The following is a 21,939-nucleotide window of genomic DNA, read 5'->3' on the forward strand; positions in this document are numbered from 1 at the left end:
CGGCGGTCCCTGCCGTGCTCAGCGCGCGCAGAACTCCGTCAGGATCGGGGCCAGGGCGGCGGGGTCGAGGTGGTGGGAGGCGCCGGGCAGCTCGCGTGCCGTGGCGTCCGGGAGCGCCGCGGCCAGGGCGTGCGTGCGCTCGCGCATCGCGGTCGGGCTCGCGCCGCCGGCGAGGGCCAGCACGGGGATCGTGACGGCCTGGGTGTCGACGGGGGTGCCGGTGATGGTCAGGTCGTACTCCAGTGTGTGGGCCATCGCCTCCAGCGCGGGCCGGAACGGCGCACTGCGGGACCGGGTGACCAGCTCGGCGGGCATCCCGACGATTTCGGCCTGGAAGTACTCGACGGCCTCGCCCCGCCGTCCGGCCCTGACGAGCTCGCCCACCCGCTGGGCCGGCCCGAGGCGCGGCGCGCTGTCGTAGGGGGCCTCGTACAGGGCCAGGCGGGTGATGGCGCTGCCGCGGGCGGCGGCGTGCAGGGCGAGCAGGGCGCCGGAGGAGTAGCCGAACACGGCCGCGGCCCCGCCGGCGGCGTCGATCACGGCGTCGAGGTCGTCGAGCTCGCGCTCGACCGTGTAGGGGGCGAGATCGCCGCTGTCGCCCCGGCCGCGCCGGTCGTAGGTGTGGACGGTGAAGGCGGCGGCGAGCCGGCCGGCCAGCTGCGTCCCGGTGGAGTGGTCGTTGAAGGCCCCGACGACCAGCACGAGTGCCGGGCCGGTGCCGGTGCTGTGGCAGGCGATGGGGGTGCCGTCGCGGGAGATGACTGTGTTCATGCCCCAACGACGAACGGCGGGCCCGCCCGCCGACACCCCCGCCGGGAGAAGTTCGTCAGGGAAGGGGCGCCTCCTGGAGGGGCCGGATCTCGATGCTGCCGTAGCGGGCGAAGGGGTGGGCGGCGGCGATGGCGACGGCCTCGTCCAGGCCGCTGCACTCGATGACGGTGAAGCCGCCGATCTGGTCCTTGGTCTCGGCGAACGGCCCGTCGGTGAGCAGCACCTCGCCGTCGCGGACGCGCACGGTGGTGGCCTCGGTCTTCGGGCGCAGCCCGGCGGCGGTGACGAGAACGCCGCGGCGAGTCATCTCCTCGCTCCAGCCCTCGCAGCCGGATCGCGCCTGCTCCTCGGTGACCGTGTCCTCGTCGAATCCGATCATCAGCACGTAACGCATGGTCCGAGCCTAGATTGGGGTCATGATGCTGGGGGATCTGCTGGCCAGGGGCCGCACCGCCGACGTGTACGAGGCGGGCGAGGGCCGGGTGCTGCGCCGCTACCGCGACGGTGACGACGCGGGCGGGGAGCTGGCGACGATGACGCTCGTGGCGGCGGCGGGGTTCCCGGTGCCGAAGGTCTTCCCGGAGCGGCCGCGGCCCACGGACCTGGTGATGGAGCGGGTGGCGGGCGCGACGATGCTGGTGGCGCTGGTGGACGGCTCGATGGCGCCCGAGGAGGGCGGCCGGATGCTGGCGGAGCTGCTGCGCCGCCTGCACGCGGTGCCGCCGGGCGCGCAGGCGGGGCCGGGTGAGCGGGTGCTGCATCTGGATCTGCATCCGGACAACGTGCTGCTGTCGCCGCGCGGCCCGGTGGTGATCGACTGGCAGAACGCCGAGCTGGGGCCGCCGGCGCTGGACTGGGCGACGTCGGCGCTGATCCTGGCGCAGGCGGCGGTGACCCGGATGGTGGAGCCGGTGGAGCTGACGCGGCTGCTGCTGGCGTCGCTGCTGTCGTGCCGCGACCCCGAGGAGGAGGGGGGTGAGCTGTTCGGCGGGCAGCTCGCCGAGGCGGGCGCGCGGCGGGCGGCCAATCCGACGATGTCGGCGGAGGAGACGTCGGCGCTGGCCGAGGCGGTGGAGCTGGTCCACGCGCTGGCCTGAGGGGCGGCTATCGGTCCCATACGGGTTCGGCGCTCTCGCTGACGTGGCCGTCGGCGGCGCAGATGAGGTAGCGGTCGAAGTCGGCGGCGAACCACCGGTCGTGGGTGACGGCCAGCACCGTCCCCCGGTAGGCGGCCAGGCCCTGCTGGAGGGCTTCGGCGCCGGCCAGGTCCAGGTTGTCGGTGGGCTCGTCGAGCAGCAGCAGGGTGGCGCCGGACAGCTCCAGCAGGAGGATCTGCAGCCGGGCCTGCTGGCCGCCGGACAGCGTCTCGAAGGGCCGCCTCCAGGCGGGGGCGAGCTCGTAGCGGGCCAGCGCGGCCATGGCCTCGTCGCGCTCGAGGGGGCGGCCGGTGGCGGTGCCGGTCGTGACGAGGTCGGCGATGGGCTGCCCGGCCAGGTCGGGCCGCTGGTGGGTCTGGGCGAACAGGCCGGGCCGCACGCGGGCGCCGAGGGTGTAGGCGCCGGTGTGGGCGACGGGCTGGCCGGCGAGCAGGCGCAGCAGGTGGGACTTGCCGGTGCCGTTGAGGCCGAGGACGGCGACGCGCTCGCCGTACCAGATCTCGGTGTCGAACGGTTTCAGCAGGCCGGGCAGGGCGAGCTGTTCGCAGGTGAGGGCGCGTTTGCCGGTGCGGCCGCCGCGCAGGCGCATGCGCACGTTCTGCGGCTTGGGGGCGCGTTCGGGCGGGCCGGCTTCCTCGAAGCGGGCCAGGCGGGTGAGCGCGGCCTGGTAGGAGGTGGCCAGGCCGTCGTTGCGGGTGGCGCCGCGGCGCAGGGTGTCGGCGATGCCGCGCAGCCGGGCGTGTTCGCGCTCCCACTGGCGGCGCAGGTCGTGCAGGCGTTCGGCGCGTTCGCGGCGGGCGCGGGCGTAGCCGCTGTAGCCGCCGCCGTGCACCCACACGCGGCCGGCTTCGACGGTGACGACGCGGTCGGCGGTCTCGGCCAGCAGGTGGCGGTCGTGGGAGACGAGCAGCACGGTCTTGGGGGTCTCGCGCAGCCGCCGTTCCAGCCACTGTTTGGCGGGCACGTCCAGGTAGTTGTCCGGTTCGTCGAGCAGCAGGACGCGGTCGGGGCCGCGCAGCAGCGCCTCCAGCATGAGCCGTTTGCGTTCGCCGCCGGACAGCGTCTCGACCGGGCGTTCGCGTACGGCGTCGAAGGGGCGGCCGAGGGCGAGCGTGGTGCAGGTGTCCCAGACCACTTCGAGCGCGTAGCCGCCGGTGTCGGCGTAGTCGGCCAAGGCCTGGGCGTAGCGGAGCTGGGCGGGCTCGCCGTCCAGGTCGCGGCCGGCTTCGGCGAGTTCGGCGGCCGCGGCGGCGATCGGCGCGGGGGCGACGGCGAGCAGCAGTTCGGCGACGGTGCCGGGGCCGGGGAACTGGCGCAGCACGCCGATCCCGCCGGAGGCGGCGACGCGGCCGGCGGCGGGCCGCAGCTCGCCGGCGATCAGGCGCAGCAGGGTGGTCTTGCCGGCGCCGTTGGGGCCGACGAGCGCCGCGACGACGCCGTCGCCGACGCGGAACGACACGTCCCGCAGCAGGGGCCGCCCGTCCGGCAGCCGGTAGGTCAGCTCGCTCACCTCGACATGGCTCATTGTTCCATTACTAGACCATCGATCCGGTCCTCGTACAGCGTATTATCGTCGGGTGGTGAACGAGAGCGTGTGGCTGCGGCCCGCCCGGCGCGAGCGCCGGCCCCTCACCCTGGACCGGATCGTCGCCGAGGCCGTCGCCCTGCTCGACGAGGAGGGCGAGGCCCGCCTGACGATGCGCCGGCTGGCCGAGCGGCTCGGCACCGGCTCCACCACCCTCTACTGGCACGTCAAGACCAAGGACGACGTGCTCGACCTGGCGCTGGACGCCGTGTTCGGCCAGGTGCCGCTGCCCGAGGGCGGCACCTGGCGGCAGCGGGCGGCGGCGCTGGTCACCGGCTGGCGGGCCGCCCTGCTGCGCCACCCGTGGTCGACCGGCCTGCTGGACCGCCCGCTGATGGGCCCCAACGCGCTGGAGCGCACCGAGTTCCTGTACGCGACGCTGGCCGAGGCCGGGTTCACCGGCCCCGACCTGACCGCCGCGGCCTTCAGCCTGTCGACGTTCGTCACCGGCTCGGCCACCATGCAGGCCCGCGACCCGGCCGGCAGCGGCCCCGGCCTGGCCCGGCACCTCCAGCAGCACCGCGACGCCTACCCGACCCTGGCCGCGCACGGCCTCGACCCCGACTGGGACGCCGCCTTCACCCGCGGCCTGGCCTACCTCCTCGACGGCATGACCCCCGGAGCCACCCCGTGATCACCCTGCGTGACCTCAACCGCGCCACGCTGGCACGCCAGCTCCTGCTGCGCCGCCACGCCATGCCCGCGCTGGAGGCCGTCGAGCACCTGGTGGGCCTGCAGGCCCAGGCGCCGTTCCCGCCGTACTTCGGCCTGTGGTCGCGGCTGTCCGGCTTCGAGCCAGGCGAGCTGGCGCGGCTGCTGGAGGAGCGCCACGTGGTCAGGCTCGTGCTCATGCGCGGCACCGTCCACCTGGTCAGCGCCGCCGACAGCCTCACGCTGCGCCCGCTGACGCAGCCGCAGCTCACCCGCTACCTGCACAGCGCGTACGGCAGCCGCATCGCCGCCCTCGACCTGGACGCGGTGGTCGCGACGGGCCGCCGGGCGCTGGACGGCGGCCCGCTGACCGGGGCGGCGCTCGGCGCCCGGCTGGCCGGCGAGTTCCCCGGCGTCAAGGCGGCCGACCTGGCGCAGATCATGCGCATCCTCGTCCCGCTCGTGCAGGTGCCGCCGCGCGCCGTGTGGGGCCGCTCGGGGCAGACCACGTACGCGACGGCCGAGTCGTGGCTGGGCCGCGACCCGGACCCGCGGCCCTCGCCCGAGACGCTGGTGCGCCGCTACCTGGCGGCGTTCGGGCCCGCCACGGTGGCCGACGCGCAGGCGTGGTCGGGGCTGACCGGGCTGCGCGAGGTGGTCGAGCGGCTGCGCCCGGAGCTGGTCACGCTGACGGGCCCGGACGGCAGGGAGCTGTTCGACCTGCCCGGCGCGCCCCGGCCGGGCGGTGAGGCGCCCGCGCCGGTGCGGCTGCTGGCGCCGTTCGACAACCTGCTGCTCAGCCACGCCGACCGCACCCGGGTGATCGCCGACGCCGACCGGCCGCGGGTGATCACCGTCAACGGCCAGGTGCTCGGCACGGTGCTGGTCGACGGGTTCGTGCGCGGCACCTGGAAGCGGGACAAGGCCGTGGTGAGCGTCGAGCTGTTCGCGCCCGTCACCGGCGCGCAGGCCGAGGAGATCCGCGCGGAGGCCGCCGCGCTGCTCGCCTTCGCCGCGCCCGGCAGCGCGCACGACATCCGGGGCGTCTGACCCGGCCGGCGGGCCTGGGCCGCCCGTCGGCCGCCCGTCAGCCGCCCGTCGGCCGCCCGTCAGCCGCCCGTCGGCCGCCCGTCAGCCGAGCGCCGCCAGCACGTCGGCCAGCCGTCCCGGCATCGACAGGAACGGCGAGTGGGAGGCGTCCAGCTCGACCACGGACACCGGATCGCCCGGGAAGGCGGCGTCGGCCTCGGCCACGAACCTCGCCTGCAACGCCGGCACGATCGCCCGGTCGGCCGTGCACATGACGTACGTGCGCGGCACCGAGCCCCAGCCGTCGCGGGTCAGGGTCGTGGTGCCGAGCATGATGCCGATGGGACCGTCGGGGGTCAGCAGCGCGGTGGCGGCACCGGCGAGCCCCGGCTCCACGTCGCCGTAGAACGCCTCGTACAGCGCACGCCGGTAGGCGGCGTCGCTGGTGGCCAGGTCGAGCCGCAGCGCCCCGGTGCGGGCGGGGTCGCCGCGCAGCAGCGGCGCGACCTGGTCGGCCGCCGCCTCGGGCAGCCGCGTGCAGGCGGCGGCCGACAGGCCGGAGGCCGGCAGGTAGGCGGTCAGGTAGACGGCGTGCGCGACCAGGGCGGGCCTGCGCTCGGTGACGCGCATCAGCACGGGGCCGGCCGCGCTGTGGGCGACCACGGTCACCGGCCGGCCGCCGCCGATGCGTTCGAGCTGCGCCGTCAGCAGCGCGGCGGCCTGCTCCAGGCTCACGTCGCCCACCGGCGACACCTCGGCGCGCACGGCCTCGGGGTCGTACGGGCGTGCGGTGAGCCAGCGGGGCCTGCGGGCGCGCAGCCCGTGCCCGGCCAGGTCGACGGCGACGGCGGCGCGGCCGGCGGCGGCCAGGTGGGGGATGACCTCGCTCCAGCACCAGGAGCCGTGCCAGAAGCCGTGCACGAGCACCAGCGTGGAGGTGGCAGGCATGGGCGCTCCTTCGCGGCCGGGGAGACGATCAACGCCATCGTCGGCGCTTTCGCCGCGTCGGGCCACCCCTGTCCCGCTTCGCCGGGAGGGTCCGGTTAGGGTGTGCGCACGCCATCGCGGGAAGGGACGAGGACCAGGGTGAACGAGCGCGTCGCAGATGACCGGCTGGCCGGGCTGTTCGAGGAGCACCGGAGCGGGCTGCGGGCCGTGGCCTACCGGATGCTCGGCTCGGTGAGCGAGGCCGACGACGCCGTCCAGGAGGCGTGGCTGCGGCTGAGCCGCTCCGACGTCTCCGGCGTGGACAACCTGGGCGCGTGGCTGACGACCGTGGTGGCGCGGCTGTGCCTGAACATGCTGCGCGCGCGCCGGACCCGCCGCGAGGACCCGCTGGAGGCCCAGAGCGGGCCGGACGGCGGGCCGGCGGGCGGGCTGACGGGCGGGGCGGACCCGGAGGAGGAGGCGGTGCTGGCCGACTCGGTCGGGGTGGCGCTGCTGGTGGTGCTGGACCGGCTCAGCCCGGCCGAGCGGCTGGCGTTCGTGCTGCACGACCTGTTCGCGGTGCCGTTCGAGGACATCGCCGTCATGCTGGAGCGGACGCCGCAGGCGGTCAGGCAGCTGGCCAGCCGGGCGCGCCGCCGCGTCAGGGGCGGCGACGCGCCGCGCCCGGACGCGCCGCAGCGGCGGCGGGTGGTGGAGGCGTTCCTGGCGGCCACCCGGGGCGGGGATTTCGAGGCGCTGGTCAAGCTGCTGCACCCGGACGTCGTCCTGCACGCCGACCGGCGGGTCGTGCCGACGCCGGAGCCGATCGTGGTGCGCGGCGCCCGCCGGGTGGCCGAGGGCGCGATGGCCGCCACCGGCCGGGCCCGCTTCACCGGCGTGGCGCTCGTCGACGGCGTCCCGGCGCTGGCGATGGCGCCGTACGGCCGCCTGTCGGTCGTGCTGACCTTCACCTTCGACGGGGATCTGATCACCGGCGTCGACGTGGTCGCCGAGCCGGACCGGCTGCGCGCCCTGGAGGTGGCCGTCGCCTGAGGCGCGTTCAGAAGGGCGTGTCGACGCCGAACGTCTCGCGCAGCAGCCGCATGTCGTGCACGTCCCGCTCGGCCGGCTCGTAGCCCTGGTGGAAGGTCACCTGCTGGGCGGCCGACAGGCAGCGCACGCGCCGCCCGCCCAGCGTGCCCCAGGTGAACGCGCCGGCCGGGTAGGGGAAGGTGGCGCCGTGCGCGTCGGCGGGCTGGACGGCCGACCCGTCGGCGGCGAAGGTGAGCGGGTGCAGGTCGAGCTCGCGCCCGCGCGCGTCGGCCATGACGAAGCGGACCGGCCGCCCGGGGACCGCGCCGGGCTGTTCGGCGAACCCGGCGGCCGTCAGCGCGTCGATCAGGGCGGGCTCCTGCTCGGCCCGGTGCAGCAGGTCGAGGTCGCGGTGCGGCCGGGTCGGCCGGCCGATCAGGGCGTCGACGCCCCAACCGCCGCCGATCCACGTCCGGCAGCCGGCGTCCTCGATCAGCGCCAGCACCTCGAGCACGTCGTCGAGTGTGAACACGGGCACGATCCTAGGCCCGCTCAGGTGATGAAGCCCTGCGAGCGCAGCCAGTCGCGGGCGACGAGCACCGGCACGTCGCCGTCCACGTCGACCTGGGCGTTCAGCTTGCGGATGACCGCGTCGGTGAGCTTGGCGCTGATCGGCGCGAAGACGCGGGCGATCTCGGGGTGCTCTCGGGCGACCGGGCCGCGGATGGTGACCGACGGGTGGTAGAGGGGGAAGAAGTGGCGGTCGTCCTCCAGCAGCGCCAGGTGGAGCGCTTCGAGCCGGCCGTCGGTGGTGGTGACCATGCCGAGCGTGCACTGGCCGCTGGCGATCGAGTCGTACAGCACGCCGGTGGAGACGCGGCGCACCTTCGACGGCTGCACGTCGGTGCCGTAGCGCAGGCCGTAGGCGCGCAGCATGCCGAGGAACCCGTCGGAGCGGCCGAACGTCTCGTGGTCGACGCAGAACGTGCGCCGCTCGGGCGGCACCCGGGTGATGTCGGAGATCGTGCGCATGCCGTAGCGGGTGGCGGTGGCGCGGGTGACGGCCATGGAGTAGCTGTTGTTCAGCGGGGCGGGGGGCAGCCACACGATGTCGTTGCGGCGCAGGTCCAGCTCGCGCACGGCCTCGTACTGGCGGGCCGCGTCGGTGATCGGGTCGCTCCTGCCGAGGTAGGTGATCCAGCCGGTGCCGGTGTACTCCCACATGAGGTCGGCGTCGCCCCGGGTCAGCGAGCGGCGGGCGTTGACGCTGCCCTGCACGTTGGTGCGGTCGGCGACGTCGGCGCCGGCGACGGTGAGCGCGAGCACGGCGATCTTGCCGAGGATGAGCTGTTCGGTGAACTCCTTCGACGTCACCTGCAGCCGTACGCCTTCCAGCGCGGGGACGGGCCGGATGCTGCCGGGCCCGACCGGCGGGATGAACGCCGAGGCCGGCCGCAGCCCGCACCCGGCCGCCGCCACGAGCACCGCCACGAGCACCGCCACGAGCACCGCCGGCATCAGCAGGAGCGCGGGTCTCATGTGAGCCCCTTGGGCGACAGCAGCCGCTGGGCGACGCCGCCGGCCCAGTCGATGAGCATGGCCAGCACGGCGATGAGCACGCAGCCGGTGATCAGCACGAGGTTGCGCTGGGTGCTGACCCCGGCGGTGATCAGGTCGCCGAGGCCGCCCGCGCCGATGAACGCGGCGATGCCGGCGGTGCCGACGTTCAGCACGAGCGTGGTGCGCACCCCTGACAGGATGACGGGGACGGCCATGGGCAGCTCGACGCGCCACAGCACGCCGAACGCAGACATGCCGATGCCGCGCCCGGCGTCGATCAGCCGGGGGTCGACCTGTTCCAGGCCCACCATCGTGTTGCGCAGCGTCGGCAGCAGGCTGTAGGCGAACAGCGCGACGACCGCCGTCCAGAACCCGATCCGGAACACCACGGCCAGCAGCACGATCAGGCCGACGGCCGGGGTGGCCTGCCCGACGTTGACCACGGCCAGCACCACGGGGGTGGCCCTGCGCAGGGCGCGCCGGGTCAGCAGCACCCCGAGCGGCAGCGCGACCACCAGCACGAGCACGGTGGAGTAGAACACCAGCCGGATGTGCTCCCAGGTGCGCCGGGCCAGGAACGGCAGCCGCAGCGCGCTGCGCTCGATGTCGTCCAGCGGCACCAGCTGGGTGTAGGCGACCATCGCGGCGGCCACGGCCAGGTAGATGAGCGGCGCGAGCAGCATGTGCCAGGAGCGGCCGACGTCCGGTTCGGGGATGGCGGCCTGCTGCGCGGCCGACCCGCTGACGGTCACGCCCCACCCCCCGGCCCGGACCCGCCGCCCCCGGGCCCGCCGTCACCGGATCCGCCGTCTCCGCTGTCGCCGGTCAGGCCGGACAGGCGCCGGCGGCGGCGCTCCCGCTCGCGCGCCTTGATCGCCTGGATCGCGTTCTGCACCGTGCTCAGCGACAGCACCCCCGCGTACGCCTGCCCGCGGCCGACGACCGGCACCACGTCGCTGTCGGCGTTCAGCAGCGCCTCCAGCGCGTCCTGCAACGTCATCCGGTGCCCGATCGGCGGCCCCGTCTCCTCGCCCAGCTCGCCGACGGGCCCGCGGGCGGCGGCCAGGTCGGCGGCGCTCACCCACCGGCGCGGCCGGCCCGCCTCGTCGACGACGAGCGCGAAGTCGCGGCCCTCGTCCTCGGCCTGGGCCAGCAGGGCGCGCGCGTCGGCGCCGGCGGTGGCGTGCGGCACCGAGTCGAGCCGGATGTCGCCCACCTTCGTCAGCCGCAGCAGCCGCATCGACGAACCGCCGCCCAGGTACTGCTCGACGTACTCGCCCGCGGGCGCGGTCAGGATCTCGGCCGGTCGCGCGTACTGGACGATCCGCGCCCCCCGCTCCATGATCGCGATCCGGTCGCCGATCTTCAGCGCCTCGTCGACGTCGTGCGTCACGAACACGATCGTCTTGGCCAGCTCGTCCTGCAGCCGCAGCAGCTCGTCCTGCAGCCGTTCGCGGGTGATCGGGTCCAGGGCGCCGAACGGCTCGTCCATCAGCATCACCGGCGGGTCGGCCGCCAGCGCCCTGGCCACCCCCACCCGCTGCTGCTGGCCGCCCGACAGCGCTCTGGGGTAGCGCTGGGCGAACGTCGCCGGGTCCAGCCCGACCAGCGTCAGCAGCTCCTCCACGCGGCGTGCGATCCGGCCGGAGTCCCACTTCAGCAGGCGCGGCACCTGCGCGATGTTGGCCGCCACCGTCAGGTGCGGGAACAGCCCGGCCTGCTGGATCACGTACCCGATGTTGCGCCGCAGCCGGTCGGGGTCGATGTCGCGGGCGCTGCGCCCGCCGATGAGGATGTCGCCGGACGTGGGCTCGTCCAGCCGGTTGATCATCCGCATCGTCGTCGTCTTGCCGCACCCCGACGGGCCGAGCAGCACCACGATCTCCCCGGCGGCGATCGTCAGGTCCAGCTCGTTCACCGCGGGCGCGGCCGCGCCGGGGAAGCGCTTGGTCACCGCGCGCAGCTCGATCGGCACCCCGCCGCCGCCCGCCGCCGTCTCAGGCACGGCGGCCTCCCGGCCTGGTCAGCCGCCCCAGCAGCACGAAACACGCGTCGAACGCAAGCGCCAGCAGCGCCACGCCGAGCGTGCCGGTGAGCGTGGAGTTCACCGCGTTCGCGCCGCCCAGCCGGGCCAGCCCGGAGAAGATCTGCTCGCCCAGCCCCGGCCCCGACACGTACGCGGCCACCGCGCCGATGCCCATCGCGAGCTGCGTCGAGACCCGGATGCCGGTCAGGATCACCGGCCAGGCCAGCGGCAGCTCGATCCGTGTCAGCGCCCGCAGCCGGCTCATCCCGATCCCGCGCGCCGCGTCCACCAGCATCGGGTCCACCCCCTGCAGCCCCACCACCGTGTTCCGGATGATCGGCAGCAGCGCGTACAGCACGATCGCCGTCACGCTCGGCGCCACCCCCAGCCCCAGCACCGGGATGAGCAGGCCGAGCATCGCCAGCGACGGCACCGTGAACAGCACCCCGGCCGTGCCGGTGGCCAGCGCCGCCCCGCGCGGCCGCCGGTAGGTGACGACGCCCACCGCCACGCCGATCACGGCGGCCACCAGCACGCACTGCGCCACCATGCTGGCGTGCTGCGCCGTCTCGAAGAGCAGCAGATCCCGCCGGTCGGCGATGTACTCCCACAGATTCACGCAGATCCCCCGATCACCGTGTTACTTACCGTGATCGGACATCCGTCTAACGTGGGAGGCGATGACCACCGACCCCGCCCGCGCGCCCGGCGGCCGCCCCTACGGGCCGCCGTCCGGCGCCGGGTTCCTCGCCTTCGCCCTGATCGGCGTCGCCGCCGCGTGGGACACCGCGGCCGGCGACAGCCGCCCCGCCTGGCTGGCCTGGCCGGGCCTGGCCGCCGTCATCCTCCTGTACGCGGCGGCGGTCCTGCTGGCCTTCCGCTCACGCACCGTGGCCGCCACGGTGGCGCTGGCCCTGCTGGGGGTGACGGTGACGGGCCTGGCGGCGCTGTTCGCCGGCGGCTGGCTGTACCTGTTCCCGCTGGCGGGCATCGCGTGCGGGCTGGTGCTGGCCGGCCGCGCGGTGCGGGCCGCCCTGCTGGCGCCGCTGCTGGCGGTGACGGCCGCGGCCGCGCTGGTCACGCTGTTCACCGGCGGCGGGCTGGAGCCGGTGATGGCGCTGGCGTGGGGGACGTTCAGCGCCGGGCTGGTGGTGGCGTTCATCATGCACCTGCACGCGCTCATCGCCGAGCTGGCCGGCACCCGCCGCCGCCTGGCCGAGACGGCCGTCGAACGCGAGCGGCTGCGCTTCGCCCGCGACCTGCACGACCTGCTCGGGCACACGCTGTCGGTCATCGTCGTCAAGGCCGAGGCGGTGCGCCGCCTGGCCGAGCGCGACCCCGAGCAGGCCGGACGGCACGCCGCCGACATCGAGACGGTCGGCCGCCAGGCGCTGGCCGAGGTCCGCGAGGCCGTCACCGGCTACCGCGAGGGCTCGCTGAACGGGGAGCTGGCCCGCGCCGGTGACGTGCTGAGCGCCGCGGGCCTCACCCCGGACGTGCGCCGCACCGGCGCCCCGCCGCCGCCGTGGGTGCAGGACCTGCTGGGCTGGGTGGTGCGTGAGGGCGTCACCAACGTCCTGCGGCACAGCGCCGCCACCCGCGTCACCATCACCGTGGCCTCGCACTCGGTCACCGTCCACGACGACGGCCCCGCCCCCCGGAAAGAGGCCGGCGAGATGAAGGGGAGCGGGCTGCGGGGGCTGGCCGAGCGGGTGGCGCAGGCCGGGGGCAGGGTCGAGGCCGGGCCCGCGCCGGAGGGCGGGTGGCGCCTGCGGGCCGTCCTTCCCGCCGAGCCCCCCGATCTCCCCGGCGGCGAGTGACCCCCCGCTATCCGGCGGCCGGCTGCCGGGCGGCGGCATGGCGGGCGACGGCGGCGGCGAAGGCCGCGATGACCGGGTGCGCGCGGCTGCCGTCACCGGCCAGCTCCGGCTGGAACAGCGTGCCAAGGAAGAACGGATGCCCCGGCAGCTCGGCCACCCGCACCGCCTCACCGGCCCCGCTCTCGTCGCTGTCGCCGTGGCCGGAGAACACCAGCCCGTGCTCCTCCAGCGTCCGCCGGTAGCCGTCGTTGAGCCCGTAGGAGCAGTTGTAGGCCTCCACGGTCTGGCGCGCCCCCATGATCTGCTCGATCAGCGACCCGGCGGCCAGCCGTACCGGGGCCTCGTGCCCGGCGAGCGTGCACGCGAGCGGGGTGAGCAGGTAGTCGTGCCCGGGGCCGTTCTCGGCGTGGGCGACGTCGAGCCCGCACACGCCGCGCGCGTACTCCAGCAGCATGTGCTGGAAGCCGCCGCACGTGCCCAGGAAGGGGATGCGCCGCTCGCGCGCGGTGCGCACGGCGGCGACGGCGCCTTCCTCGCTGGCGTACGGGCTGCCGGGCACCACCCAGATGCCGTCGAAGCCGTCCAGCCCGCCGGTGTCGGTGGTGGGGATCCAGTACGGGTCGAGCGCGAGGCCGTCGCGTTCACGCAACGCCTCCACCAGCAGGGGGATGCGCGTGTGGGCGCGCACGCCGGGGGAGCGGTCTCCGACCAGGGCGATTCTCATGCTCGCCATCGTGACCCCCGGCACCGGGTAAGCGCCAACGATAATGACTGCATGTGCTATAAGCGTTCCTGATGGATCCTCATCTGGTGCGGACGTTCGTGACGGTGGCGCGGCTGGGCTCGTTCTCGGCGGCGGCCGCCGAGCTGGGCTACACGCAGTCGGCCGTCTCCCAGCAGGTGGCGGCGCTGGAGGCCGATCTGGGCGCGCCGCTGCTGTCGCGCCGGCCGGTGGCGCCGACGGAGGCGGGGGAGCGGCTGCTGGAGCACGCCGGGCCGCTGCTGCTGCGCATCCGGGCGGCGCGGGCCGACGTGCGGCGGGTGGCGGCGGCGCCGGTGCACCGGCTGACGCTGGCCGTGGGCCCGCTGGCGCTCGGCCCCGTCCTGGCCGGGCGGCTGGCGGCGGCGCGGGCGCGGCTGCCGCGGCTGACGGTGACCGTGCGGGCGTGCCCGGCTGACGAGGCGGCCCGGCTGGTGGCGGGCGGCGAGGCGGAGCTGGCGCTGGTGGCGGGCATCGCCGCGCCCAGCGATCCGCTGCGCCTGCCGGACGCGGGCCCGCTCACCGCGACGCGGGCGGGGGAGGAGCCGCTGGTGGTGGCGCTGCCGGCCGATCATCCGCTGGCGGGCCGGGCGGGGCTGCGGCTGGCCGATCTGGTGGACGCCCGCTGGCTGCGTACGCCGCTGTGCCCGCTGGAGCGGCTGCGTGACCTGGCGGGCGACGGGTTCCGCGCCGGGTTGCACTACACCGGCGACGATCCGCGCACGGTGATGAGCCTGGTCGCGGCCGGGCACGGGCTGACGCTGCTGCCCGCCTCGGCCGCGACGGGGGTGGCGCTGGTGGCGCCCCGGCTGGTGCACCGGGTGGAGCTGGTGCACGCCGCGCTGCCGCCCGGCCCGGCCGCCGACCTGGCCGCCACCCTCGCCAGCCCCTGAGCGGGCCTGCGAAGGAGCCCGCCCAGGAGCCCGCCCGTGCGGGTCAGGCCCGCCAGGTCTCGACGCCGCCCGGCACCGGCGCGCCCGGGTCGTACGGCTCGCGGGTGAAGACGAACGTGTTGACGTCCAGGTGGTCGGCGGCCACGCGCAGCGTCTCGCCCGCGTAGTAGCCGTCGAGCCCCAGCCACGTCCCGTCGTCCTGCGGCACGAAGCGGGAGGCCCGGCCGCCGCCGCGGGCCGGCTCCAGAGCGAGCCCGCGCCCGGGCAGCAGCCGCAGCACGTACGGGGTCGGCCCCCAGTGCCACACGCCGGTCAGCGCCAGCAGGTCGGCGTCGGCCTCGGCCGGCTCCCACTCGCGCGGCAGGCTGGGCTCGTGCTCGTCGAGGATGCGCAGCAGGTCGGTCAGCAGGGTGCGGCTCATCCCGGAGGTGGTGTTGGCCAGGAACAGCACGCCGACCCGGTCGGCCGGGTCGGCCCACACGGTGGCCAGGAAGCCCGGCATCGACCCGGTGTGCCCGGCCAGCCGCCGCCCGGCGTAGCGGGTGAGCTGCAGGCCGAGCCCGTAGCCGGCGGTCCAGGCGTCGCCGTCGTCGACGATCGCCGGCTCGCGCATCTCCTCCAGCGTGGCGGCGTCGATCACGCCCCGGGTGTCACCGGCGACGAAGGCCGCCCAGCGCGCCAGGTCGGCGGTCGTCGACCACAGCTGCCCGGCGGGCGCCATCGCGACGGCGTCGTGCTCGGGCTCGGGCAGCAGCACGTCGGCGTACGGGTGTACGGCGTAGCCGGAGGCGTGCGGGGCGCGCGGCCGGGCGGTGGTGTCGCTCATGCCGAGCGGCTCCAGCACCTCCTGGCGCACCACGTCCAGCCACGGCCTGCCGCGCAGCCGCGCCACCAGCTCGCCCAGCAGCGCGAACCCGACGTTGGAGTAGTGGAAGCGGCGGCCGGGCCGGTGCTTGACGTGGCCGGGCCCGACCCGGGCGAGCAGTTCGCCCGCCTCCACGCCGGGGGTGCGCTCCCACCAGGGGGTGGGCGGCTCGGCGGTCAGCCCGCTGGTGTGGGAGAGCAGCTGGGCGACGGTCGCCTCGCCGAACCGGGCGCCGGGCAGGTGCTTGCCGATGGGATCCAGCAGGTCGAGCAGCCCTTCGTCGCGCAGCCGCATGACGGCGACGGCGACCACGCTCTTGGTGATCGAGCCGAGCCGGTACTGGGTCCGCGCCGTGGGCGGCTCGCCGCCGACGCGGCCGCGCCCGGCCGCCCATGCGATGTGCCCGTCGCGCACGACCGCCGCCATGATCGACGGGATGCGGCACTCGGCCTGTTCGGCCGCGAGGCGGCGCAGCAGCGCGGCCGCCGTCTGGTGTCCCACCTGGTGACTCATGGCCGCCAAGCCTAACGCCCGCTGCCTGCGCCTTCAGGACCGGTCCGGCGCCCGGTCGAACACGTCCAGCAGCAGCCGGGTGGCGTCCAGCCCGGTCTCGGTGCGGCCCAGCCGGGGCACCTCGACGGGGCCGGGCCAGGTGTGCCCGCCGTCCTTGACCGTGTAAAGCCGGACGGCGGCGCCGCCGGCGCACGACGTCCACGCCGACAGCCGTACCCGGGAGGCGGGGGAGGAGGCGGCGGGGGGCCCGCACCGGTAGGCGGCGGCCCACCGGCGGCTCACGGCGGTGACGGGCGGCAGCGTCACGAGGTCGGCCAGCGCCCGCAGGTCGCCGCTGGCCTCGCGCAGCGGATGCCCGCCCTGGTAGGGGACGACGCGGTCGGCGGTGCCGTGCACGGCGACGACGGTGGCGGGCGGCGGCCGCTCGCAGGGCGGCGCCAGGCTGACGCCGCCGACGGCGGCGGCTCCGGCCAGCCGGCCGCGCAGGCCGCACACGAGGGCGACGGCCATCGCGCCGCCGTAGGACAGCCCGGCGGCGAACGCGCGCCGCCGGTCGGCGCACAGGCCGTCCTGCAGGTGGTCGAGCAGCGCGCCGAGGAACGCGGTGTCGTCGGGGCCGTAGGTGTGCGGCAGCGTCCAGGCCAGCCGCCCGTCGGCGGCCTGCGGGGTGGCGACGATGTAGCCGCGGGCGGCGCCTTCGCGGGGCAGGCGCGTGTAGGCGGCCTGCTCGGGGGCGTCGGAGCCGAGGCCGTGCAGGTTGAGCAGCACCGGGTGCGGCCCGCGCCCGTCCGGGACGCTCAGCAGGAAGGTGCGGGTGAGGCCGCCGTGCTCGAAGGTGTGCCGCCCGCCGGGCAGCCGCCGCTCGCCGCACCCCGCCTCCGCGCGCGTGGGCGCCGTCCGTGGAGAGGCGTCCGCCCGGGGCGGCAGCGGGGGAGCGGCCGTGCAGGCGGCCGTGGCCAGCAGTGCCGTCACGGCGGCGGCCCGTACGGTCATCCGGCCTCCCGGGCTGGCGCGGCCGGTCAGACGCGGACGCGCCGGGCGGCCGCGGTGACGACGCTGTCGAGCAGGCCGGGGAAGAGCGCGTCGAGGTCGTCGCGCCGCAGCGAGTTGATCTTCGCGGTGCCGCGGTAGACCTGGGTGATGACCCCGGCCTCGCGCAGCACCCGGTAGTGGTGGGTGCCGGTGGACTTGCTCACGCCCAGGTCGATCTCGGCGCAGCCGGCCTCCCCGCCGTGGGCGGCCAGGAAGCACACCACCTCCAGCCGCATGGGGTCGGCCAGCGCGTGCAGCACGGCCTCCAGCCGGATCTCGGCGGCGTCGGGGTGCTGCAGAACCCTCGTGGACATCGGCCCTCCCTCAACCACCACCATGGTACGGCAACCATCGTAATACGATAACTCTCGTAGTACGATGATTGACGTACAAGCCGTCCTCCCGGGAGAGGTGCCCCCCGTGCTGTTCGACCCGATCACCCTGCGCTCACTGACGATCCCCAACCGCGCCTGGATGTCGCCGATGTGCATGTACTCCGCCGCCCCCGCCGGCCCCGACACGGGCGTGCCGCACGACTGGCACTACTCCCACCTGGCCGCCCGCGCCGCCGGCGGCGCCGGCCTCATCCTCACCGAGGCCACCGCCGTCTCCGCCGAAGGCCGCATCACCCCCTGGGACCTCGGCCTGTGGAACGACCGCCAGGAGCGGGCCTTCGCCCACATCAGCCACCTGCTCACCCTGCACGGCGCCGTCCCCGGCATCCAGCTCGGCCACGCCGGCCGCAAGGCCTCCACCGACCGCCCCTGGCGCGGCGGCGGCCCCGTCGCCCCCGCCGACGGCGGCTGGCCCGTCACCGGCCCCAGCCCCCTGGCCTTCGACGACGGCTACCCCGTCCCGCACGAGCTCACCACCGAGGAGATCCAGCGCGTCGTCGCCGACTTCGCCGCCGCCGCCGGCCGCGCCCTGCGCGCCGGCTTCCGCGTCGCCGAGATCCACGGCGCCCACGGCTACCTGATCGGCGAATTCCTCTCCCCGCACAGCAACCACCGCACCGACGCCTACGGCGGCTCCTTCGCCAACCGCAGCCGCCTCGCCCTGCAGATCGCCGACGCCGTCCGCGCCGTCTGGCCCGACGACCTGCCCGTCCTGTTCCGCGTCTCGGCCACCGACTGGCTCACCGAGAACCCCGGCGACGAGCGCGACGGCTGGACCGCCGACGACACCGTACGGCTGGCCAAGGAACTGCACGCCCACGGCATCGACCTGCTCGACACCTCCAGCGGCGGCAACGCGCCCCGCGCCCGCATCGTCCCCACGCCCGGCTACCAGGTGCCGTTCGCGGCCCGCGTGCGCGCCGAGACCGGCATGCCCGTCGCCGCCGTCGGCAAGATCACCGACCCGCGGCAGGCCGAGGACATCCTCACCTCCGGCCACGCCGACGCCGTCCTGCTCGGCCGCGAACTGCTGCGCGACCCGTACTGGCCGCACCGGGCCGCCCGCGAGCTGGGCGCCCGCCCGACCTGGCCCGACCAGTACGCCTACGCCCTGTGACCCACCCGCCGGCCTAACCGTGGCGGCCCGCGCCGATCGCCTCCCGCCCCGGCCGCTCCGGCATCGGCCGCTCGTGGAACCCGCCACCGGGGGAGCGCACGATGACCCCGCTCTCCACCCCATGATCCTCCGCCTGGCGCAACCCCAGGCAGATCCACCGCGTCACCACGAACGCGACCACCGGCCCCGCCACCACCGCGCACCTGAAGAAGACCGTCACCGCCTCCAGGGACAGGTGGAACTGGTGGGCGAGCTGGTCGTTGGCCGCCGCCGCCCACAACAGCCCGTAGAACGTGATCCCGGCCACCGCCAGCGCCGTCTTCACCGGCGTGTCCCTCGGCCGGTCCAGCACGTCACCCACGGCCCGCTCCCGCGCCATCCGGCTCGCGCTCTTGGGCCGCCCCAGCCCGTCACGCCGCCCCCGCCGCGCCAGCACGAACCGCTCGGCCACCGGGTAGGCCGCCAGCACCGTGAAGAACACCCCCGGCACCACCAGCGTCGGCACCAGCACCGCCAGGCTCAGCGTGTAACCGCCCAGCGTCAGCTCCCACGCCGGCATGATCCGCAACGCCCCGTCGAGGAACCCCATGTACCAGTCCGGCACCGAACCGGCCGAGATCTGCGACGGACTGGCCGGCCCGTACAGCCACACCGGAGCGATCTGCACCCCGTACCCCAGAATGATCAGCATGCCGGCCGTCGCCGCCGCCATCATCGGCCGGGCACTGCGCCGCACCGGCAGCGACGCGACGAACCGCGAATGCCCCCGCCGCCGCACCAGCAGCTCCCGCCAGATCAGCAGCCCCGCCATCACGACCGAGACCCCCAGATGCCCGCCGTACATGACCGGAATGATGTGATCGCCCGGGAACCCCGCCCCGAACAGCAGCCCCGCCACCCACGTCCCCACCAGCGGGATCGACTGCACCACCGACACGATCAGCCACAGGCTCCCGCCCGACAGCCCGTCGTCCGGCAGCGCGTTGCCGGTCTCGCCCGCGGCCATGCCCAGCGCCAGCAGCGTCACCCAGATCAGCCACTGACCCGTGCGCGGCCGCCGGAACGCCCCCGTCAGGAACATCCGCAGCAGCTGCAACGCCACCGCCGCCACGAACACCAGCGCGGCCCAGTGATGCGCCTGCCGCACCAGCAGCCCCCCACGCACCTCCAGCGAGAGCCGCATGGTCGAATCGAACGCCTCGCTGACCCACAGCCCCCGCAGCGGCCCGTACGGGCCGTCATAACGCACCCGCGCCATGCCCGGCTCGTAGAACAGCATCAGCACGGCCCCCGTCACCACCAGCACCGCGAACGACCAGATCGCGATCTGCGCGAACATGAACGACCAGTGCGAGAACTGGAACGACCCCCGCCTGGCCCCGGAACGTACGGGCGAACGCATGATGAAACCTCCTGACCTCGCCTGTACACAAGACGCCGCCCGCCCCGCCCCTGTGACGCCCCCACCGCCCGCCGTGACCAACGTCACGCCGCGATCACCGCCGCCCCGCCCGTACGGCAGAATGCTGGCCATGACCGAGGAACGACCCGCCGGCGCCGTGCTGGAGGCCGTCCTCGAACGCATCACCTACGCCAACGAGGAGACCGGCTACACCATCGCCCGGGTCGCCACCGCCCGCACCGGCGCCGACCTGCTCACCGTCGTCGGCCCCCTCCTCGGCGCCCAGGTCGGCGAATCCCTGCGCCTGACCGGCCGCTGGACCTCACACCCCCGCTACGGCCGCCAGTTCGAGGTGTGGTCCTACACCACCGTGCTCCCCGCCACCGTGCAGGGCATCCGCCGCTACCTCGGCTCCGGCCTCATCAAGGGCATCGGCCCCAAGATGGCCGAACGCATCACCGACCACTTCGGCACCGCCACCCTCGACATCATCGAGAACGACCCCGGCCGCCTCACCGAAGTCCCCGGCCTCGGCCCCAAACGCACCAAACTCATCGCCGCCGCCTGGGAAGAACAGAAAATCATCAAAGAAGTGATGATCTTCCTGCAGGGCGTCGGCGTCTCCACCTCCATAGCCGTCCGCATCTTCAAGCAGTACGGCGACAAATCCGTCGACGTCGTCCGCACCCACCCCTACCGGCTCGCCGACGACGTGTGGGGGATCGGCTTCAAGACCGCCGACACCATCGCCCAGGCCGTCGGCATCCCCCACGACAGCCCCGAACGCGTCAAAGCCGGCCTGCGCTACACCCTGTCCCAGGCCGCCGACGACGGCCACTGCTACCTGCCCGCCCCCAACCTCGCCGCCGACGCCGTCAAGATCCTCGACGTGCCCGCACCCCTCGTCACCACCTGCCTCGACGACCTCGTCACCGCCGAAGGCGCCGTCCGCGAACCCGTCCCCGCCGGCGACAACGTCGTGCCCGCCGTCTACCTGCCGCCCTTCCACCGCGCCGAACTCTCCCTCGCCGGCAGCCTGCTCACCCTCCTGCGCAACGGCCACGACCGGCTCAAGAGCTTCACCGACGTCGACTGGAACGCCGCAGAAGCCTGGCTGCGCGACCGCACCGGCGCCGACCTCGCCCCCGAGCAGCGCCAGGCCGTCCGCCTCGCCCTCACCCGCAAGGTCGCCGTCCTGACCGGCGGCCCCGGCTGCGGCAAGAGCTTCACCGTCCGCTCCATCGTCACCCTGGCCCGCGCCAAACACGCCAAGGTCATCCTCGCCGCCCCCACCGGCCGCGCCGCCAAACGCCTGGCCGAACTCACCGGCCACCAGGCCACCACCGTCCACCGCCTGCTCCAGCTGCGCCCCGGCGGCGAGGCCACCTTCGACCGCGACAACCCCCTCGACGCCGACCTCGTCGTCGTCGACGAAGCCTCCATGCTCGACCTGCTCCTGGCCAACAAACTCGTCAAGGCCGTCGCCCCCGGCGCCCACCTGCTGTTCGTCGGCGACGTCGACCAGCTCCCCTCCGTCGGCGCCGGCGAGGTGCTCAAAGACCTCCTGGCCGCCCCCGACATCCCGCGCGTCCGCCTCACCCAGATCTTCCGCCAGGCCCAGGAGTCCGGCGTCGTCGTCAACGCCCACCGCGTCAACACCGGCCACCACCCCCAGCTCGCCGGCATGACCGACTTCTTCCTGTTCCCCTGCGAGGAAGGCGAGGAGATCGCCGCCCTCACCGTCGACGTCGTCGCCCGCCGCATCCCGCGCCGCTTCCGCCTCGACCCCCGCCGCGACATCCAGGTCCTGGCCCCCATGCACCGCGGCGCCGCCGGAGCCGCCGCCCTCAACACCGCCCTGCAGGAAGCCCTCACCCCCGCCCGCGAAGGCATGCCCGAACGCCGCTACGGCGGCCGCGTCTTCCGCGTCGGCGACAAGGTCACCCAGCTGCGCAACAACTACGACAAGGGCGCCGCCGGCGTCTTCAACGGCACCGTCGGCATCGTCACCGACATCCGCCCCGACGACAGCGCCCTGACCGTCCTGACCGACGAGGACGAGCACGTCGACTACGCCTTCGACGAGCTCGACGAGCTCGCCCACGCCTACGCCGTCTCCATCCACCGCTCCCAGGGCAGCGAATACCCCGCCGTCGTCATCCCGCTGGCCACCAGCGCCTGGATGATGCTGCAGCGCAACCTCCTCTACACCGCCATCACCCGCGCCAAGAAGCTCGTCGTCATCGTCGGCTCCCGCCGCGCCCTGGCCCAGGCCGTGCGCACCAGGGGAGCGGGCCGCCGGCACACCGGCCTCACCCACCGCCTGTCGGGCCCGCTTTCCGGCCGTCCTGACCCGTCTTGACCAGCGGCGACACCCCCAGAAGTGATCGAAATGTGACCGAAC

Annotated in this window: 22 protein-coding genes; 8 read left to right on the forward strand and 14 right to left on the reverse strand. The window is 75.1% G+C overall.

Annotated features, from left to right (window positions below):
• Window positions 1–18 precede the first annotated feature (18 nt).
• Together ACBI99_RS20840 and ACBI99_RS20845 are read right to left on the reverse strand one after the other, a co-directional pair.
• Window positions 19–771 (reverse strand): alpha/beta fold hydrolase, encoded by a 753-nt coding sequence (locus ACBI99_RS20840; RefSeq protein ID WP_375073125.1) that lies wholly within the window; start codon window positions 769–771, stop codon window positions 19–21.
• A gap of 55 nt (window positions 772–826) precedes the next feature.
• Entirely contained in the window at window positions 827–1,165 is a 339-nt protein-coding gene (locus tag ACBI99_RS20845; protein WP_357592920.1) for a YciI family protein, read from the reverse strand.
• Window positions 1,166–1,187: 22 nt separating this feature from the next.
• Between ACBI99_RS20845 and ACBI99_RS20850 the strand changes: the two genes are divergently transcribed.
• Window positions 1,188–1,868 (forward strand): phosphotransferase, encoded by a 681-nt coding sequence (locus ACBI99_RS20850; RefSeq protein WP_375073126.1) that lies wholly within the window; start codon window positions 1,188–1,190, stop codon window positions 1,866–1,868.
• A 7-nt stretch (window positions 1,869–1,875) separates the two neighbouring features.
• Here ACBI99_RS20850 and ACBI99_RS20855 read toward each other — a convergent pair whose 3' ends face one another.
• Complete coding sequence (locus tag ACBI99_RS20855) at window positions 1,876–3,453, reverse strand: ABC-F family ATP-binding cassette domain-containing protein (protein ID WP_375073127.1); 1,578 nt, start codon at window positions 3,451–3,453, stop codon at window positions 1,876–1,878.
• 52 nt (window positions 3,454–3,505) lie between these two features.
• Here ACBI99_RS20855 and ACBI99_RS20860 point away from each other — a divergent pair, with 52 nt between their 5' ends.
• Both ACBI99_RS20860 and ACBI99_RS20865 read left to right on the forward strand, forming a co-directional pair.
• Complete coding sequence (locus ACBI99_RS20860) at window positions 3,506–4,147, forward strand: TetR/AcrR family transcriptional regulator (protein ID WP_375073128.1); 642 nt, start codon at window positions 3,506–3,508, stop codon at window positions 4,145–4,147.
• The gene (locus tag ACBI99_RS20865; RefSeq protein WP_375073129.1) at window positions 4,144–5,214 is read left to right on the forward strand and encodes a winged helix DNA-binding domain-containing protein; all 1,071 of its coding nucleotides are present in this window, start codon (window positions 4,144–4,146) and stop codon (window positions 5,212–5,214) included. Before ACBI99_RS20860 ends, ACBI99_RS20865 begins: the two co-directional genes overlap by 4 nt.
• Before the next feature lie 81 nt (window positions 5,215–5,295).
• On the opposite strand, the gene ACBI99_RS20870 is transcribed toward ACBI99_RS20865, so the two are convergent.
• Window positions 5,296–6,141, reverse strand: coding sequence for an alpha/beta fold hydrolase (locus ACBI99_RS20870; RefSeq protein WP_357592930.1), 846 nt, complete (start codon window positions 6,139–6,141; stop codon window positions 5,296–5,298).
• 138 nt (window positions 6,142–6,279) lie between these two features.
• On the opposite strand from ACBI99_RS20870, the gene ACBI99_RS20875 reads away from it, so the two are divergent.
• Entirely contained in the window at window positions 6,280–7,173 is an 894-nt protein-coding gene (locus ACBI99_RS20875; RefSeq protein ID WP_375073130.1) for a sigma-70 family RNA polymerase sigma factor, read from the forward strand.
• Window positions 7,174–7,180: 7 nt separating this feature from the next.
• On the opposite strand, the gene ACBI99_RS20880 is transcribed toward ACBI99_RS20875, so the two are convergent.
• Genes ACBI99_RS20880 through ACBI99_RS20900 form a run of 5 tightly spaced genes read right to left on the reverse strand, consistent with a single transcriptional unit; the run spans window position 7,181 to window position 11,357 of the window.
• Window positions 7,181–7,684 (reverse strand): nucleotidyltransferase domain-containing protein, encoded by a 504-nt coding sequence (locus ACBI99_RS20880; RefSeq protein ID WP_219517318.1) that lies wholly within the window; start codon window positions 7,682–7,684, stop codon window positions 7,181–7,183.
• A gap of 20 nt (window positions 7,685–7,704) precedes the next feature.
• Window positions 7,705–8,691: a glycine betaine ABC transporter substrate-binding protein gene (locus ACBI99_RS20885; RefSeq protein ID WP_357592934.1), complete on the reverse strand. Its 987-nt coding sequence runs from the start codon at window positions 8,689–8,691 to the stop codon at window positions 7,705–7,707.
• Complete coding sequence (locus ACBI99_RS20890; protein WP_375073131.1) at window positions 8,688–9,464, reverse strand: ABC transporter permease; 777 nt, start codon at window positions 9,462–9,464, stop codon at window positions 8,688–8,690. Before ACBI99_RS20890 ends, ACBI99_RS20885 begins: the two co-directional genes overlap by 4 nt.
• Window positions 9,461–10,717, reverse strand: coding sequence for a betaine/proline/choline family ABC transporter ATP-binding protein (locus ACBI99_RS20895; protein WP_375073132.1), 1,257 nt, complete (start codon window positions 10,715–10,717; stop codon window positions 9,461–9,463). The genes ACBI99_RS20890 and ACBI99_RS20895 overlap by 4 nt, the downstream gene beginning before the upstream one ends.
• Window positions 10,710–11,357, reverse strand: coding sequence for an ABC transporter permease (locus ACBI99_RS20900; RefSeq protein WP_219517320.1), 648 nt, complete (start codon window positions 11,355–11,357; stop codon window positions 10,710–10,712). The genes ACBI99_RS20895 and ACBI99_RS20900 overlap by 8 nt, the downstream gene beginning before the upstream one ends.
• A gap of 61 nt (window positions 11,358–11,418) precedes the next feature.
• Here ACBI99_RS20900 and ACBI99_RS20905 point away from each other — a divergent pair, with 61 nt between their 5' ends.
• The gene (locus ACBI99_RS20905; protein ID WP_375073133.1) at window positions 11,419–12,558 is read left to right on the forward strand and encodes a sensor histidine kinase; all 1,140 of its coding nucleotides are present in this window, start codon (window positions 11,419–11,421) and stop codon (window positions 12,556–12,558) included.
• A gap of 7 nt (window positions 12,559–12,565) precedes the next feature.
• Here ACBI99_RS20905 and ACBI99_RS20910 read toward each other — a convergent pair whose 3' ends face one another.
• Window positions 12,566–13,282 carry a hypothetical protein gene (locus tag ACBI99_RS20910; RefSeq protein ID WP_375073134.1) on the reverse strand — a complete coding sequence of 239 codons (717 nt, stop codon included), beginning with the start codon at window positions 13,280–13,282 and terminating at the stop codon, window positions 12,566–12,568.
• A gap of 71 nt (window positions 13,283–13,353) precedes the next feature.
• Between ACBI99_RS20910 and ACBI99_RS20915 the strand changes: the two genes are divergently transcribed.
• Window positions 13,354–14,211: a LysR family transcriptional regulator gene (locus ACBI99_RS20915; protein ID WP_219517325.1), complete on the forward strand. Its 858-nt coding sequence runs from the start codon at window positions 13,354–13,356 to the stop codon at window positions 14,209–14,211.
• A gap of 43 nt (window positions 14,212–14,254) precedes the next feature.
• Here ACBI99_RS20915 and ACBI99_RS20920 read toward each other — a convergent pair whose 3' ends face one another.
• Genes ACBI99_RS20920 through ACBI99_RS20930 form a run of 3 tightly spaced genes read right to left on the reverse strand, consistent with a single transcriptional unit; the run spans window position 14,255 to window position 16,935 of the window.
• Window positions 14,255–15,589 carry a serine hydrolase domain-containing protein gene (locus tag ACBI99_RS20920; RefSeq protein WP_375073135.1) on the reverse strand — a complete coding sequence of 445 codons (1,335 nt, stop codon included), beginning with the start codon at window positions 15,587–15,589 and terminating at the stop codon, window positions 14,255–14,257.
• 33 nt (window positions 15,590–15,622) lie between these two features.
• A complete protein-coding gene (locus ACBI99_RS20925; protein WP_375073136.1) occupies window positions 15,623–16,582 on the reverse strand; it encodes an alpha/beta hydrolase family esterase in 960 nt (319 codons plus the stop codon).
• A gap of 26 nt (window positions 16,583–16,608) precedes the next feature.
• Window positions 16,609–16,935, reverse strand: a complete 327-nt coding sequence (locus tag ACBI99_RS20930) for a helix-turn-helix transcriptional regulator (protein WP_219517328.1) — start codon at window positions 16,933–16,935, stop codon at window positions 16,609–16,611.
• A gap of 64 nt (window positions 16,936–16,999) precedes the next feature.
• Between ACBI99_RS20930 and ACBI99_RS20935 the strand changes: the two genes are divergently transcribed.
• Window positions 17,000–18,133 (forward strand): NADH:flavin oxidoreductase/NADH oxidase, encoded by a 1,134-nt coding sequence (locus ACBI99_RS20935; RefSeq protein ID WP_375073137.1) that lies wholly within the window; start codon window positions 17,000–17,002, stop codon window positions 18,131–18,133.
• 13 nt (window positions 18,134–18,146) lie between these two features.
• Here the strand turns inward: ACBI99_RS20935 and ACBI99_RS20940 are convergent, their stop codons facing one another.
• Window positions 18,147–19,535, reverse strand: a complete 1,389-nt coding sequence (locus ACBI99_RS20940) for a cytochrome bc complex cytochrome b subunit (RefSeq protein WP_375073138.1) — start codon at window positions 19,533–19,535, stop codon at window positions 18,147–18,149.
• A gap of 130 nt (window positions 19,536–19,665) precedes the next feature.
• Here ACBI99_RS20940 and ACBI99_RS20945 point away from each other — a divergent pair, with 130 nt between their 5' ends.
• Window positions 19,666–21,897 (forward strand): ATP-dependent RecD-like DNA helicase, encoded by a 2,232-nt coding sequence (locus ACBI99_RS20945; RefSeq protein WP_375073139.1) that lies wholly within the window; start codon window positions 19,666–19,668, stop codon window positions 21,895–21,897.
• The last annotated feature ends 42 nt before the right edge of the window (window positions 21,898–21,939 follow it).

It is taken from the genome of Nonomuraea sp. ATR24, assembly GCF_041950485.1.
Classification (GTDB): Bacteria; Actinomycetota; Actinomycetes; order Streptosporangiales; family Streptosporangiaceae; genus Nonomuraea; species Nonomuraea ceibae.